Below are 14,160 nucleotides of genomic sequence, written 5' to 3' on the forward strand. Positions count from 1 at the left end.
GTACTAATCCCTTATTCTCCTTTAAAATTCGGTTTGCGCTTTTCGATAAAAGCCTGGATGCCTTCTTTGGCATCATTCGACTGGAACACCTCAGCAAACTTTTTGGCTTCCAGCTTCATTCCGCCATCATATGAGTACACTTTTGTCGCATTCAATAACTCAAGCACATACTCAAGCGTTTTAGGGCTTTTCGCTGCAAATTTCGCAGCCAATGTTTTGGCTGTTTCCAGCGCTTCTTCTTCTGTTTCCGCAAGTTTTGAAACAAGTCCGCAGGCAAATGCTTCTTCTCCTGTAATCGGCTCAGCTGTTCCCATCATTTCAAGTGCTTTAGCTGATCCAACATAGCGAGGCAGGCGCTGCGTTCCGCCGAATCCTGGGATAATACCGAGATTTAATTCCGGCAGTCCCAGCTTTGCATCTTTTGTTGCGATTCGAATATCACACGACATCGCCAACTCAAGCCCGCCGCCTAATGCTGCCCCGTGAATGGAAGCAATCACCGGTTTTGGACATTGTTCAATTCGTTCAAACACTTGCTGTCCTCTGTCTGCAAGGCTGGCATAATCAGATTCTTCCTGCAAGGTCGTAAATTCTTTAATATCAGCACCTGCTGAGAAAAATCTACCTTCTCCATGAATGACAATAGCTCTCACTTCACTGTTTTGTTCAAGCTGATCAAACATGTCGTTGAGTTCAGTGAGAAGCTGAGAGGATAAGGCATTTGCAGGTGGGTGTTGAATCGTGATGAGTGCTGTCTGTTCGTCTTGGTGTAAGCTAAGTATTTTTTCCATGTCAATCATCCTTTTTCAATTGTCTTTAAGATTGATGTATTCCGTTTAAGAGAAGATCATGTACACTTTCTGCGAGTGCAGGCAGGTCATACTTTTGATCATTCATGACCCATGTTGTAGCGGTTTCATCAATCGTCCCAAATACCATTTGTCTCGCTAAGCGGACATCTAGATTTTGTCTAAATTCTCCTGTCTTCTTTCCTTCGGTTAAAATGGAGTCTAGCATATTTAAATACCCTTTCAGCACCTCATTGATTTTTTGGCGCAGTTCAAGGTTTGACTGCCTGAGTTCAAGCTGTGTCACAAGGGCCAAATGATGGTCTTGCGATAGCAGGCGAAAGTGTTCTCGAATGAGGAGAAGAAGCTTTTCTTTGGCAGACGGTTTCTTTTGAATATCTGTTTCCATCCGTTCGATGAATTGTCCCATTTTTTCTTTGAACAACGAGATCAAAATGTCCTCTTTGTTTTTGAAATAGAGATAAATGGTTCCGTCTGCTACCCCTGCTTGTTTGGCAATCTTTGAAACTTGTGATTGATGGTAGCCGTTCTCTGCAATCACCACAACGGCTGCATCAATAATTTGCATGTACTTCGGTCTTTTCTGCTTCAATGTGCTTCGTCCCTTTCTAAATTGAATGAGCATTCATTCATAACTTTATGTTAAAAAGAAACGAGTGATTTGTCAAGTGATGTTCTTCTTTCTTTTCAACCTTTAGCATACCAGAGCAGACACGTACAATTCAAATCATCCGGCCGCTTGACCGGATGATGCTGGTTCATTCTCTCATCGATCGACTGGTTCTTCTGTTGAAGATGATTGCTTTCTTTTTTCTTCTTCAATTAACACTCTGCGCAAGATTTTCCCTACAGCCGTTTTAGGCAGTGATTCCTTAAATTCGTAGACACGCGGCACTTTAAATGAGGCAATTCTTGTTCTAACAAAACGATCCAGTTCATCCTCTGTTACATAGGCATCCTTTTTCGGGACAACAAAGGCTTTTACTGTTTCCCCTCTATACGGATCTGGAATACCCGCCACAACCACTTCTTGTACAAGCTCATGCTCATAAAGGGCTTCTTCAACCTCTCTTGGGTAAATATTATAGCCGCTCGCGATGATGACATCCTTTTTCCGGTCTACGATATAGAAAAAACCATCCTCATCCATATACCCAATGTCTCCTGTGAAAAACCAGCCGTCTCTTAACACTGCCGCTGTCTCCTCCGGCTGATTCCAGTATCCTTTCATGATTTGAGGACCTTTGACGATAATCTCTCCGTGCTCATATGGCGCTTTGAGTCCACCCGTTTCGTCACAATAAATACCGGCATCTGTATTCGGCCAAGGGCACCCGATACTTCCTATTTTGTTCGCTCCCCATAAGAAATTGGCATGAGTGACAGGAGAAGTTTCTGAAAGTCCATACCCCTCCACCAGCCTTCCTCCTGTTAGTTTTTCAAAACTCTGTTTGACTTCTACAGGAAGAGCGGCCGATCCGCTTAAGCATGCGGTGATGGATGATAGGTCATACTTTTCAATATTCGGATGATGAAGCAGGGCAATATACATCGTTGGTGCTCCTGGAAACAGCGTCGGTTTCTGTTTTTCAATGGTCTTCAAGGCATCCGCTGCATCAAAACGCGGAAGAAGAATCATTTGATGACCTTCTTTGACTGCAAGGTTTAGCACGGTCGTCATGCCGTATACATGAAAGAACGGAATAATCCCAAGAATCCGCTCTTTTCCGCGGTTCGTTTTATACATCCAGGATGCACACATTTCTGTATTGGCTACTATATTTTCGTGTGTGAGCATGACTCCTTTTGGTAAACCGGTCGTTCCGCCTGTATATTGCAAAACTGCGACATCCTCTTTCGGTTGAAAGGATATTTGCGGAATCCGTTCTCCTGACGATTCTTTCATGATCTGTGAGAAATGATGAATGGTCTCACTCTTCTCCACTTGGATGACCATGTTGTTTTTCCTTCGCTGGACAATCGGAAACAATATGTTTTTCGGAAATGGCAAGTAATCTTGTAATTTTGTGATGATCAAATGTTCCATACTTGTCAGCGCTTTCATTTTATAGGCCTTTGGATACAGTAGATCGAGAGTGATCAGCACCTTAGAGCCGCTGTCCTCCATTTGATATTCCAGTTCTTTCTCCGTATAAAGCGGATTGGTTTGAACGACAATGCCGCCTGCTATTAAAACCGCATAATAAGAAATCACCGATTGCGGGCAGTTTGGCAGCATAATCGCTACTCTGTCGCCTTTTTTGACACCGATGTCAATCAAGTGACTGGCTAATTTCAGTGCATCTTCTTGTAACTGCTGGTAGGTGATGTTTTTTCCTAAAAAATGAATGGCTGTATGCTCAGGTGCTGCCTCTGCGGAGCTGAATAAGTAAGATTGCAACGTTTCATTTGGGATGGTGAGTTCGTGGGGAATTTGATTCGGGTAATGCAGAAGCCAACGTTTATCTGACTGCATAAAAACCCTCCTTCCTGAACTTTCGTACTATTTTATTATAGCAAACTTTTCCTTATGGCTGTTTGCTTTTTTCAAATCGAGCTCGTTCCATGACACATCTTCATTTTTTCGCCGGTGTTTCTATAGAGGCTCTTTTCCCTTCATGATGCCACTTTTCGTATAATCCACCGATCTCACGAAATGACTCATGGACTCTCTCCACAATCTGTTTATGGATACTAGGGTCATTAGGTAAATGTGTGTGAATGTTGTCCACTTGATATTGTCTCATCATGTCTAGATGCACAGTTAGAAAGATGGTGTCTTCTAAAATCCAATAAACGACTTCATCCGCCTCTTTTGTTCTTTTATGAAGCACTTTAATCCCTCGTTCATATTGAATAAGAATATAGCCGGCTGGATCAATTTCAATATAGGGGCTCAAATCATCAAAAAAACCAGTCGTTTGAAAAGGACGTGCAATATACGGTTCATATATGTCTTGGGGAAGAGATGTCTTTTTGAGACAACTGTCAATGCGCTTTATGAGTTCGTCTTTTTGCAAGATTTGATTCATTCTGATTCGCCGCCTTTGATGAGTGAAAAGCTGTCAAGGTTTTCCCTGACAGCTTTCTAGAATGTATTCTTCATTTTACAGGAACATGTAAACGGCACCAATAACCGCAAAAGTGCAGGCAACTACAATTAATACTTTGGCTAGTTTTTCCATGTCGTCTCCTTAAATGCCGGCTGCTACTACATAAGACAGCCCAACAGAAATAATGAGTGAAATAAACCCTACCGCTCTATTATCATTCTCAATCTCTTTGTCTACTTTAAATCGTGGTGTTAAAAATTCAAAAATGAAATAGCTGACGAGCAGCATCACAAAGCCGTATACGCCCCATCCGACCATTTGAAGAAGCGAGTTGTGCTGGGCGATGGAATGCTGAAAGACATTGGCAATCCCAAAAATCTTCCCGCCGGTTGCCATAGCAACAGCTAAGTTCCCCCGCTGAATCTCTTCCCAGTTTTTATAGGAGGTCACGAGTTCAAATATGGTAAGAAATAAGACAAGACATAGGACGGCCACGCTGTAATAGGCGGCAATTTCCACAAGTTCATTTTCCCAAAAGGCTTTCATGCGTTTTCTCCTTTTTACTTTAATTCGACGATGGTGACGCCTGATCCTCCCTCGCCTTGTTCTCCAAAACGAGCATTTTTTACACTACGGTGCTGTTTTAATAATTCCTGGACCCCTTTTCTCAAGGCGCCAGTGCCTTTACCGTGAATGATCGACACGCGCGGATAGCCAGCTAAGACGGCATCATCTAAGTATTTCTCGACTCTGCTTAAGGCATTCTCATAACGCTCTCCTCTTAAATCAAGCTCAAGTGATACATGATAGTCTTTTCCTTTGACCGCCGTGATGGCTTTCTCTTGTTTAAATTCCGGTGCTGATTTGATAAATTCCATATCTTTTTCTTTTACTTTCATTTTTAGAATGCCCATTTGGACACTCCATTCTTTGTTACCCGTTTGTTCGATGAGCGTTCCTTTTTGGCCAAACGTCAGCACTTTGACTTCATCGCCTGGCTTTAGCTGTCTTGCTGCTTTTTTCACTGGCTCTGGTTTTTTCTTACGGTCAAACTCAGGGACAGCTTCTTCAAGACGCTTTCTCGCATCAATGAGTTCATGTTCTTTGAATGAACGATGCTCACTTTTAATGGACCGAAGCTCTTGAATAATCTCTTCTGCTTCTTTTGTTGCTTGTTCAATTTTTTCTGCCGCTTTTTGTTCAGCTTCTTCCAGCAGTTTGTCCTTTTGTTCATTCCATTCAAGGATTTGTTTTTGCAGTTCTTTATGGAGCTTCTCTGCTTCTTTTCTATAGAATTCCGTCTCATGCAGTTCTTCTTCTGCTTGTTTTTTGCTGTCTTCTAATGAAGCAATCATCTGATCGACTTCATTATGTTCTGCGTGCATATCTGCTTTTGCACGGTCAATTAAATGATGAGGCAGTCCTAGACGCTTGGAAATTTCAAATGCATTACTTCGTCCCGGCACCCCGATGAGCAAGCGATATGTAGGGGATAAGGTTTCAATATCAAACTCTACACTCGCATTTGTGACGCCTTCTCGGTTATACCCGTATGCCTTCAGCTCAGGATAGTGAGTCGTTGCGATGACGCGCGCATTTGTTTGATGAACTTCATCTAAGATGCTCATCGCAAGTGCTGCACCTTCAGCAGGATCTGTTCCTGCACCTAATTCATCAAATAACACGAGTGAATTAGACGTCAAATGCTTTAAGATATCCACAATATTGACCATATGAGATGAGAAAGTACTCAAGCTCTGTTCAATAGACTGCTCGTCTCCAATATCAGCAAAGACTTGATCGAATACAGCCACTTCTGATCCTTCTTCGACTGGAATATGAAGACCTGCCTGCGTCATCAGCGTAAGAAGTCCGAGTGTTTTTAAAGTGACGGTCTTACCGCCTGTATTTGGACCTGTGATGACGATCGTAGAAAAATCTTTCCCTAGCTCAATATCATTTGCCACAACCTGATCTCGGGGCAATAGGGGATGTCTTGCCCGTTTTAAATAAATCTCCCCTTGGTTATTCACAGTAGGTTTTGTGGCTTTTTCTGCTTTTGCATATTTGGCTTTGGCGAAAATAAAATCTAATGTCTGAAGTTCATTCACATTATGAAGCAATTCATCAATGTGCTCTGACACACTCGCTGTCAGCATTTGCAAAATCTTTTCAATCTCTTGCTTTTCTTTTAGGCGAGTTTGCTGCAAGGTGTTATTTAAATCTACGACCACCTGCGGCTCAATAAAAAGAGTTGCGCCTGAAGAAGATTGATCGTGAACAATCCCTCCATAATTCGAGCGGTACTCTTGTTTTACGGGAATGACAAATCGATCATTACGAATGGTCACAATGGTGTCTGACAGCATTTTCGAGGCAGATTGTGAACGAATCATTGATTCTAATTTATCTCGTACTTTTGATTCTAGTGATCGTAACTGCGTTCGTATGGTGCGGAGGGCTGGCGTTGCATGATCAAGCACTTCTCCATTATCACCAATACAGCTTTCGATTTCTTTTCTCACGTCTGGCAGTAAAATTAGCGATTCTGCATATGTATGAAGACGAGGTATCTCTACTCCGTCCTCATACATAGAGGCGAGAAAGTGCTTCATGTTTTTTGTGGTATATAACAGCGCCGCAATTTCCATCAGCTCAGAAGGGCTTAATATACTGCCTATTTCTGCTCGTTTGACTCCTCGTCTAATATCCGTTAACCCGCCAAATGGCGCAGATCCTTTTAAACGAATCACATCTTGCGCTTCTGCTACCTCTTCTAGCAGATGCTGAATGCTCTCGATATCTGTGAGTGGTATTAAGTCCTGCGCTTTTTCTTTCCCTAAAGTCGAAGCAGTATAGGACATGACTTTTTCTTTTACTTTATGAAATTCTAATGATGCTAACACTTTTTGTTGCAGCATGGTCCAGCCTCCTAACGACTACCTGTCACGCGTTAAAAACTTTTTCATCTCATTGAGTGAAAATGTATTCACGACATTTGCTTTTGGTGTCCAGCCCTTTCTTGCAGCTGTGACACCGACGTCCATATGATCGAGCATAGCGATGTTGTGTGCATCTGTATTGATCATGATGTTCACACCCGCTTCGTTTGCTTTTATTAAATGCTCTGTTTTTAAATCAAGTCTTGACGGGTTGCTGTTGAGTTCCAGTGCAGTGCCCGTTTTTTTCGCAAGCTCTATGAGCTGATCAATATTTAAGGCATAGCCGTCTCGTCTACCGATCAAACGGCCAGTTGGATGAGCAATTAAATCCACATGCTGATTATTCAAGGCATTTTCTAGGCGCTCCATAATGACTTCCTCCGGCTGAGAGAAGCTAGAATGAATAGACGCAATGACAAAATCCATGTCTGCTAGAAAGTCATCATCATAATCTAACGATCCATCCGGCAGAATATCCATTTCGACCCCTTTGAAAATGTGAAAATTTTCGAGTTCTTGATTCAGCTTGTCAATTTCTTTTGCTTGCAAACGCAAACGTTCTTTTGTTAAACCGTTTGCTACTTTTAAATATTGTGAGTGGTCTGTAATGGCCATGTATTCATAGCCTTTTGCGATACATGCCTCTGCCATTTCGCGAATAGAAAAAGCGCCATCACTCCATGTCGAGTGCATATGAAGATCGCCTTTGATATCTTTTCGTTCTACAAATTGCATACTTTCTTTATACGTATCAATCTCTGCTCCGGTTTCACGAATTTCTGGCGGAATGAGCGGTAGTTGGAAATGTGCATAAAAAGCGCTTTCGTCTTCAAATGTTTTCACATCCCCAGTTTCGATCGTTTCAACCCCATATTCACTAATACGCTCACCGCGCTCCTTCGCAAGCTGTCGCATACGAATGTTATGATCTTTTGAGCCAGTGAAATGGTGCAGCGTTGTTGCAAATTGGTCTGTTGTCACAAGCCGGAAATCTACACTGATTTCAAAATCAAGTGCAAGCATGACAGATACCTTCGTATCACCGCTCGCAATGACATCTTTGACATCATCAAGAGCAACAAGTTGTTCTCTCACTTGTTCAGGATTATCAGTCGCAATGATGTAATCTAAATCTTTGACCGTTTCACGCGCACGTCTTAAACTACCCGCTCTTGAAAAACGGATGATTCCCTCCATCTGTTCCAGCGCATGATCAATTCGTTCTGCCACATCTAATGCAAAACCAATTGGCAGTCGTTCTGGCTGCTTCCCTGCCTCCTCAAGAGCGGCAAGAATCTTTTCTTCTGTTTTTCTGCCAAACCCAGCAAGCGTTTGTACTTTTTCCGCTTCACATGCTTCTTTTAAAGACTGTGCATCGTGAACACCAAGCTCTTGGTAGAGCTTAGCAATCTTCTTCCCGCCGAGTCCTTGCAATTTTAAGAGCGGGACAAGTCCTTCAGGCACTTCTTTTTTTAATTGTTCGAGTGTTTCAGACTGTCCTTTTTCGATATACTCTGTGATCACAGCAAAGGTTCCTTTTCCAATGCCGGGTAATGCTAATAGGTCATCTATTTGAGAAAGACTGCGGTCATCTTGTTCCAGTGCCGCAGCTGCTTTACGAAAGGCAGAAATTTTAAAAGGATTATCTCCTTTTAGCTCCATATAAACTGCAATTGTTTCAAGAAGTTTGATTATATCTTTTTTATTCATCTCTCATCCTCCAGCCGCTTTGGCATCTTCCTATATAAATATACAAACTTTCCCTTCATCCTACAACTTTCTGTCATGGAATGAGAAAAAACTTCTCCAAGAAAGGAGAAGTTCTTAAACTCCATACGTCGACCAGAGGTCTTTGACAAGACCGGACAGGTAAGGGGTGCTATTTACGATCACATCTGCTAACATTGATTTGCTCATCATGGTTTGAAGCGCATCGACTGGAAGTAATGCAGCCACAAACAATAGAATAAACACAAATAGATAGGTTTCAAGAAATCCTAAAACAGCGCCAAGCAGTTTGTTGACCTGTTTAATCACAGGGATACTTGCAATGGTTGTGAGCAATCCGCCGATGATAGCGAGCAGGATTTTGGTCAAGATAAACAGAATGATAAACGCAATGGTATTATAATAAGCTGTTTCTAAATTCCCACTAAAGAAAGCGAGCTGCGCTTGACCGCCGCTAAAATTAGGTGCTGGAATCCACGTAAGCTGTGGTGCAAGTGACTGATAAAACAGAGAAGCCACTAAAATAGAAACAACAAAGCTAATCAATTTAATAAATTGAAGAATAAACCCGCGTTTTAGACCGACAAGCGTTCCCATAAGAAGCAAAAACAAAATGATGATATCGATCACGGTAATTTCATTCCTTTTCTTTTAGATGAAGCTCTAGTTTTTCGTATTGCTCTTTTAATTTCAAGTAGTCGTGGACGACATTGACTGCTGTCAGTACAGCTAATTTGTTTATATCAAGGTATGGATTTTTTTCATTGATTTCTCTCATTTTATCATCAACAATTGAAGCAACATGTCGCATATGCATCTTCGTTTCTTGGCCGATGATCGTATAGGACTGTCCGTAAATCTCAACTGTTGTTTTCGTTTTACCGCCGTCAGACAACGTTTCTCCTCCATTCCACGAGAATCCTAGTCTCTATCATAACATGTTTAGACATTGAATGGAAAGACGAGCCCTTCCCTGTTATGGTACACTTTAGAAATCAATGATATCAAGGTAAAAAGGAGTTATCCACTGTGCCCCAATCCGTCTTAAAAGCAACATCAGAAGACATGAAAAAAATGAAGAGGATGTACGCTCAGCATTTAACTGACACTTTGCCACCAGGCGCTCTTTTTCAAGCAAAGGTTCCCGGCTGTACGATTACAGCCTACAAATCTGGAAAAGTACTGTTCCAAGGACAAAAGGCAGAAGCTGAAGCGAGTCAGTTCAACCATTTACAAACAGCTGAAACAAAAAGCAAAAAAACGCCATCCATCACACCGTACAGCCCACCACCCGGCATCGCTTCCATGTCGGTTATTGGCTCAGATGAGGTCGGTACTGGCGATTATTTTGGACCCATTACGGTCTGTGCGGCTTATGTTGATTCCAGTCAGCTTGCTCTCATGAAAGAGCTCGGGGTGAAAGACTCAAAAGGACTAAAAGATCCGCAGATTATCAACATTGCCAAAGACTTGATCAAAACCATCCCGTTCAGCCTTCTCGTGCTTCGGAATGAAAAATACAATACGATGCAGGAAAAGGGCATGAGCCAAGGGAAAATGAAGGCACTGCTTCATAACCAAGTCATCACCTCCGTGCTAGAAAAACTGGATGGCAAGAAACCAGAAGCCATTCTCATTGACCAATTTGCCGAACCAGGCATTTATTTCAGGCACCTTGCGGGGAAAAAGATCATTCGGGAGCGTACATATTTTAGTACGAAAGCAGAAGGCATCCACTTATCGGTTGCTGCAGCTTCTATTATTGCAAGATATGCTTTTTTAATTGAAATGGATAAATTATCAAAAGCAGCGGGCTTTGACATTCCAAAAGGGGCCGGTCCGCATGTTGACAAAGCGGCAGCAAAGCTGATGAAACAGCACGGTGAAGAGGCTTTACGCCAATTTACAAAACTTCATTTTGCCAACACCCAAAAAGCGAAAAAATGGTTATAATCAAAAAAGAGCTATCGCCCATAATGCGATAGCTCTTTTTATTATCCGCGCAAGACGGCTTGATACGTATCTTCTAATGCTTTCAATACGTTTGTATGAACAGCCGTGACTTCTTCCTCGGTCAACGTTTGTTCTGGGTTTAAATATTGCAGAGAGAATGCAACAGACTTTTTGCCTTCTTCCATATGCTCACCCTCATACACATCAAAGACGGAAAGGTCTGTGAGCAATTGGCCGCCAGCTTCATAAATGACTTGCTCCAACTGTCCGCTTGAAATATGCTGATCGACGACAAGTGCGATGTCTCTTGTCACTGCTGGGAATCTCGGAATAGCCGTATATTTCATATCCTCTGTTTCAGACGTCATCACATCTGTTAAATCAAATTCAAATACATACGTTTCTTTCAAATCTAATTCCTTTTCCACTACTGGATGAAGTGCAGCTACAAAGCCAATCACTTTTCCATTTAAATGAACATCGGCTGTACGTCCTGGGTGAAGGCCCTCACGCTCTGCTTGAACATACGTGATCTCTTCTGATACACCAAGCTTTTCAAACAGCCCTTCTGCAATACCCTTCGCAACATAAAAATCGACAGCTTTTTTCTCGCCCTGCCAAAGATTTTTATGCCAAAGACCTGTTAACGCACCTGCCACATGCTCTTTCTCTACTGGTTTTGCGCCTTCCGTTTCCGCTAAGAAAACAGAACCTGTTTCGTAAAAGGCAAAAGAATCAGCTTGCCTTGCTAAGTTATATGCGACAGAATCAAGTAAGTTTGGCAGAAGGCTTTGTCTCAGCACACTGCGTTCCTCACTCATTGGCAGGGAAAGTCTTGTTTGATAAGCTGGATTTAAAGCAAAGGCTGTGGACTTATGCTGATTCGTTAATGAATACGTAATCGCTTGAGAAAGACCTGCGCCCTCTAAGAAACGTCTCACCTTTCTGCGCTTCACTTGGTATGGCGTGAGACCGCCAACGGTACCAGCTGTCGCAGGCAGTGTAGATGGAATATTGTCGTATCCGTATAATCTCGCGACTTCTTCAATGAGGTCCTCTTCAATCGTAATATCCATTCTGCGGGAAGGAACCGTTACGACAAGCACATCATTTGATTCACCCACAGTAAAGCCTAGTTTGTTGAAAATCTGAATCATATCTTCTTTTGAAATGCTCATGCCAAGCACCTTGTTCACACGCTCAGTTGATACGTGGATGACATTCATACTTGTTTCAAGGTGGTTTTCCTCAACTGTACCACTTAGCACTTCGCCACCTGCATACATACTGATCAATTGCGCTGCTCTTTCGGCTGCTGATGTCGTCCGCTGCGGATCGAGCCCTTTTTCAAATCGTGTGCTTGATTCACTGCGAAGCCCTAAGTCTCTAGATGCTTGACGGACGGTTTGACCGTTGAAATATGCCGCTTCTAAAAGAATCGTTGTCGTCTCATCACGCACCTCTGATTCAAAACCGCCCATGACGCCTGCAACAGCATGCGCTTTTGTGCCATTTGTAATGACAAGATGCTTCGAAGACAATGTACGTTCTTGTTCATCCAGAGTTTGAATCATTTCATTTTCAGCCGCTTTACGAACGACCACCTGCTTTGAACCAAACCGGTCATAATCAAAGGCATGTAGAGGTTGACCGTATTCAAGTAAGACAAAATTCGTAATATCCACGACGTTGTTAATTGGGCGGATACCTGCATTCATCAATCTTGTTTGCATCCAAAGCGGTGCTGGTCCAATCTTTACATTTTTAATGATCTTCGCTGCATAAAGTGGATTCGCTTCTTGATCCTCAATTTTAACAGAAATATAGTCTGCTGCTTTTTCAGAAGAAGTGTCATGCGCTGTATCAGGAAGCTTGATGTCTCTCCCTAAAATGGCGGCAACCTCATAAGCCACTCCTAGCATATTAAGGGCATCGGCACGGTTTGGTGTTAAGCCAAGTTCAAGTACCGCGTCATCTAATTGAAGCGCTTGAAGGGCATCATCTCCTGGTTTCACGTCATTCGGGAAAACAAAGATACCTTCTGCATATTCTTTTGGTACGAGCTTGCTCTCTACGCCTAATTCTTGCAGAGAACAAATCATGCCATGAGACTCTTCACCGCGCAGTTTTGCTTTTTTAATTTTAAAGTTTCCGGGAAGGACTGCACCAACCGTTGCGACGGCCACATGCTGTCCTTTATCCACATTTGGAGCCCCGCATATAATTTGCACCGGTGCGTCTTCGCCGATATCAACAAGACATTTGTTTAATTTATCCGCATTCGGATGCTGTTCACGTTCAATGACGTGTCCAACGACAACGCCTTTGATGCCTTCGCTTTTATACTCAACGGCTTCCACTTCAATTCCGCTTCTTGTGATTTTCTCTGCTAATTCATCCGGCTGAATGCCTTCTAAATCGACATAGTCCTCTAACCATTTATATGAAACAAACATGTTGATTTCCTCCTCTTAGTCCTGCTTAAATTGCTTCGTGAATCTAATATCATTTGTGTAGAAATGACGTATGTCATCTATGCCGTATTTCAGCATCGCAATACGTTCAACACCCATTCCAAAAGCAAAGCCTTGATAACTATCTGGATCAAATCCGCTCATTTTTAATACATTCGGGTGAACCATTCCTGCACCTAAAATTTCAATCCAGCCTGTTCCTTTACATACAGAACAGCCTTTCCCGCCGCATTTAAAGCATGACACATCAACTTCAACGGAAGGTTCTGTGAATGGGAAAAAGCTTGGGCGCAGTCTAATTTCACGATCTTCACCAAACATTTTTCTTGCGACTGTCTCAAGCGTTCCTTTGAGGTCACTCATGCTAATATTGTGATCGACCACAAGTCCTTCAATTTGCATGAATTGATGGGAGTGAGTGGCATCATCGCTGTCACGTCTATATACCTTACCAGGGCAGATGATTTTCACAGGGCCTTGGCCTTTATATTTCTCAAGTGTACGTGCTTGAACGGGTGATGTTTGCGTTCTCATGAGTGTGTCTTCAGTAATATAGAAGCTGTCCTGCATATCACGTGCCGGATGTTCTTTTGGAAGATTGAGCGCTTCAAAGTTATAGTAATCTGTTTCCACCTCTGGGCCCTCTTCAACGGTATAGCCCATGCCGATAAATAAATCTTCAATATCTTCTACGACAATCGTTAATGGATGTCTTGCCCCGATTTTGATCGGACTTGCTGGTAATGTGACATCAATGGTTTGAGAAGCCAGTTTCTTTTTCACTTCTTCTGCTTCTAGCTGCTCATTTTTTTCAGCAATGGCACCAGCAATCTGCTCTCTCACTTCATTTGCAAGTGCGCCCATTTTTGGTCTTTCTTCAGCGGAAAGCTTGCCCATTCCGCGCAGCACTTCTGTAATCGGACCTTTTTTCCCTAAATATTGAACACGAATATCATTGACTTCTTTGAGCGAGCTGGCTGCTTCTACCTTCGCTATCGCTTCTGTTTCAAGCTGTTTTAACGTTTCTTGCATGAGTGTTATCCTCCTTTTAATATACAAAACCGTCTGAATAAACGGGTGTTTGATTGTTTGAAGACAATAAAAAAACCCGCCCCTCCAAAAAAGAAGGGACGAGTTGTGGTCGCGGTACCACCCTTGTTAAGCACAAATATATGTGCGAATAAGCTTCATTGACATAACG

Annotated in this window: 12 protein-coding genes; 1 reads left to right on the forward strand and 11 read right to left on the reverse strand. The window is 42.5% G+C overall.

What is annotated here, in order from left to right; translation table 11 throughout:
• Positions 1-11: 11 nt before the first annotated feature.
• The 9 genes from MHI58_RS13630 to zapA form a co-directional block, all read right to left on the reverse strand.
• Positions 12-791, reverse strand: a complete 780-nt coding sequence (locus MHI58_RS13630) for an enoyl-CoA hydratase (RefSeq protein WP_017358245.1) — start codon at positions 789-791, stop codon at positions 12-14.
• A 25-nt stretch (positions 792-816) separates the two neighbouring features.
• Positions 817-1,401 (reverse strand): TetR/AcrR family transcriptional regulator, encoded by a 585-nt coding sequence (locus tag MHI58_RS13635; protein ID WP_017358246.1) that lies wholly within the window; start codon positions 1,399-1,401, stop codon positions 817-819.
• 174 nt (positions 1,402-1,575) lie between these two features.
• Positions 1,576-3,285: an AMP-binding protein gene (locus MHI58_RS13640; RefSeq protein WP_045034139.1), complete on the reverse strand. Its 1,710-nt coding sequence runs from the start codon at positions 3,283-3,285 to the stop codon at positions 1,576-1,578.
• A gap of 100 nt (positions 3,286-3,385) precedes the next feature.
• Positions 3,386-3,841 (reverse strand): Imm63 family immunity protein, encoded by a 456-nt coding sequence (locus MHI58_RS13645; RefSeq protein WP_045034140.1) that lies wholly within the window; start codon positions 3,839-3,841, stop codon positions 3,386-3,388.
• A gap of 162 nt (positions 3,842-4,003) precedes the next feature.
• Positions 4,004-4,408: a DUF350 domain-containing protein gene (locus MHI58_RS13650; protein WP_007501637.1), complete on the reverse strand. Its 405-nt coding sequence runs from the start codon at positions 4,406-4,408 to the stop codon at positions 4,004-4,006.
• 14 nt (positions 4,409-4,422) lie between these two features.
• Positions 4,423-6,780: an endonuclease MutS2 gene (locus MHI58_RS13655; RefSeq protein WP_024718639.1), complete on the reverse strand. Its 2,358-nt coding sequence runs from the start codon at positions 6,778-6,780 to the stop codon at positions 4,423-4,425.
• 21 nt (positions 6,781-6,801) lie between these two features.
• Complete coding sequence (gene polX, locus MHI58_RS13660; RefSeq protein ID WP_045034141.1) at positions 6,802-8,514, reverse strand: DNA polymerase/3'-5' exonuclease PolX; 1,713 nt, start codon at positions 8,512-8,514, stop codon at positions 6,802-6,804.
• A 114-nt stretch (positions 8,515-8,628) separates the two neighbouring features.
• Positions 8,629-9,162, reverse strand: coding sequence for a CvpA family protein (locus tag MHI58_RS13665; RefSeq protein WP_025207758.1), 534 nt, complete (start codon positions 9,160-9,162; stop codon positions 8,629-8,631).
• Positions 9,163-9,169: 7 nt separating this feature from the next.
• A complete protein-coding gene (gene zapA / locus MHI58_RS13670) occupies positions 9,170-9,427 on the reverse strand; it encodes a cell division protein ZapA (RefSeq protein ID WP_008345998.1) in 258 nt (85 codons plus the stop codon).
• A gap of 134 nt (positions 9,428-9,561) precedes the next feature.
• Here zapA and rnhC point away from each other — a divergent pair, with 134 nt between their 5' ends.
• Positions 9,562-10,485, forward strand: a complete 924-nt coding sequence (gene rnhC / locus MHI58_RS13675; RefSeq protein ID WP_041506750.1) for a ribonuclease HIII — start codon at positions 9,562-9,564, stop codon at positions 10,483-10,485.
• Positions 10,486-10,526: 41 nt separating this feature from the next.
• On the opposite strand, the gene pheT is transcribed toward rnhC, so the two are convergent.
• Positions 10,527-12,941 carry a phenylalanine--tRNA ligase subunit beta gene (gene pheT / locus MHI58_RS13680; RefSeq protein ID WP_041506749.1) on the reverse strand — a complete coding sequence of 805 codons (2,415 nt, stop codon included), beginning with the start codon at positions 12,939-12,941 and terminating at the stop codon, positions 10,527-10,529.
• 15 nt (positions 12,942-12,956) lie between these two features.
• Positions 12,957-13,991 carry a phenylalanine--tRNA ligase subunit alpha gene (gene pheS, locus MHI58_RS13685; RefSeq protein WP_041506748.1) on the reverse strand — a complete coding sequence of 345 codons (1,035 nt, stop codon included), beginning with the start codon at positions 13,989-13,991 and terminating at the stop codon, positions 12,957-12,959.
• Positions 13,992-14,160 lie beyond the last annotated feature (169 nt).

Source organism: Bacillus sp. FSL K6-2869, from assembly GCF_040869405.1.
Taxonomy (GTDB): domain Bacteria; phylum Bacillota; class Bacilli; order Bacillales; family Bacillaceae; genus Bacillus; species Bacillus altitudinis.

Excerpts from the sequence above, each read along its gene's own strand:
- MHI58_RS13630 (WP_017358245.1), bottom strand. The coding sequence starts at position 791 with ATGGAAAAAATACTTAGCTTACACCAAGACGAACAGACAGCACTCATC.
- MHI58_RS13640 (WP_045034139.1), bottom strand. The coding sequence starts at position 3,285 with ATGCAGTCAGATAAACGTTGGCTTCTGCATTACCCGAATCAAATTCCC.
- MHI58_RS13645 (WP_045034140.1), bottom strand. The coding sequence starts at position 3,841 with ATGAATCAAATCTTGCAAAAAGACGAACTCATAAAGCGCATTGACAGT.
- MHI58_RS13650 (WP_007501637.1), bottom strand. The coding sequence starts at position 4,408 with ATGAAAGCCTTTTGGGAAAATGAACTTGTGGAAATTGCCGCCTATTAC.
- polX (WP_045034141.1), bottom strand. The coding sequence starts at position 8,514 with ATGAATAAAAAAGATATAATCAAACTTCTTGAAACAATTGCAGTTTAT.
- pheT (WP_041506749.1), bottom strand. The coding sequence starts at position 12,941 with ATGTTTGTTTCATATAAATGGTTAGAGGACTATGTCGATTTAGAAGGC.
- pheS (WP_041506748.1), bottom strand. The coding sequence starts at position 13,991 with ATGCAAGAAACGTTAAAACAGCTTGAAACAGAAGCGATAGCGAAGGTA.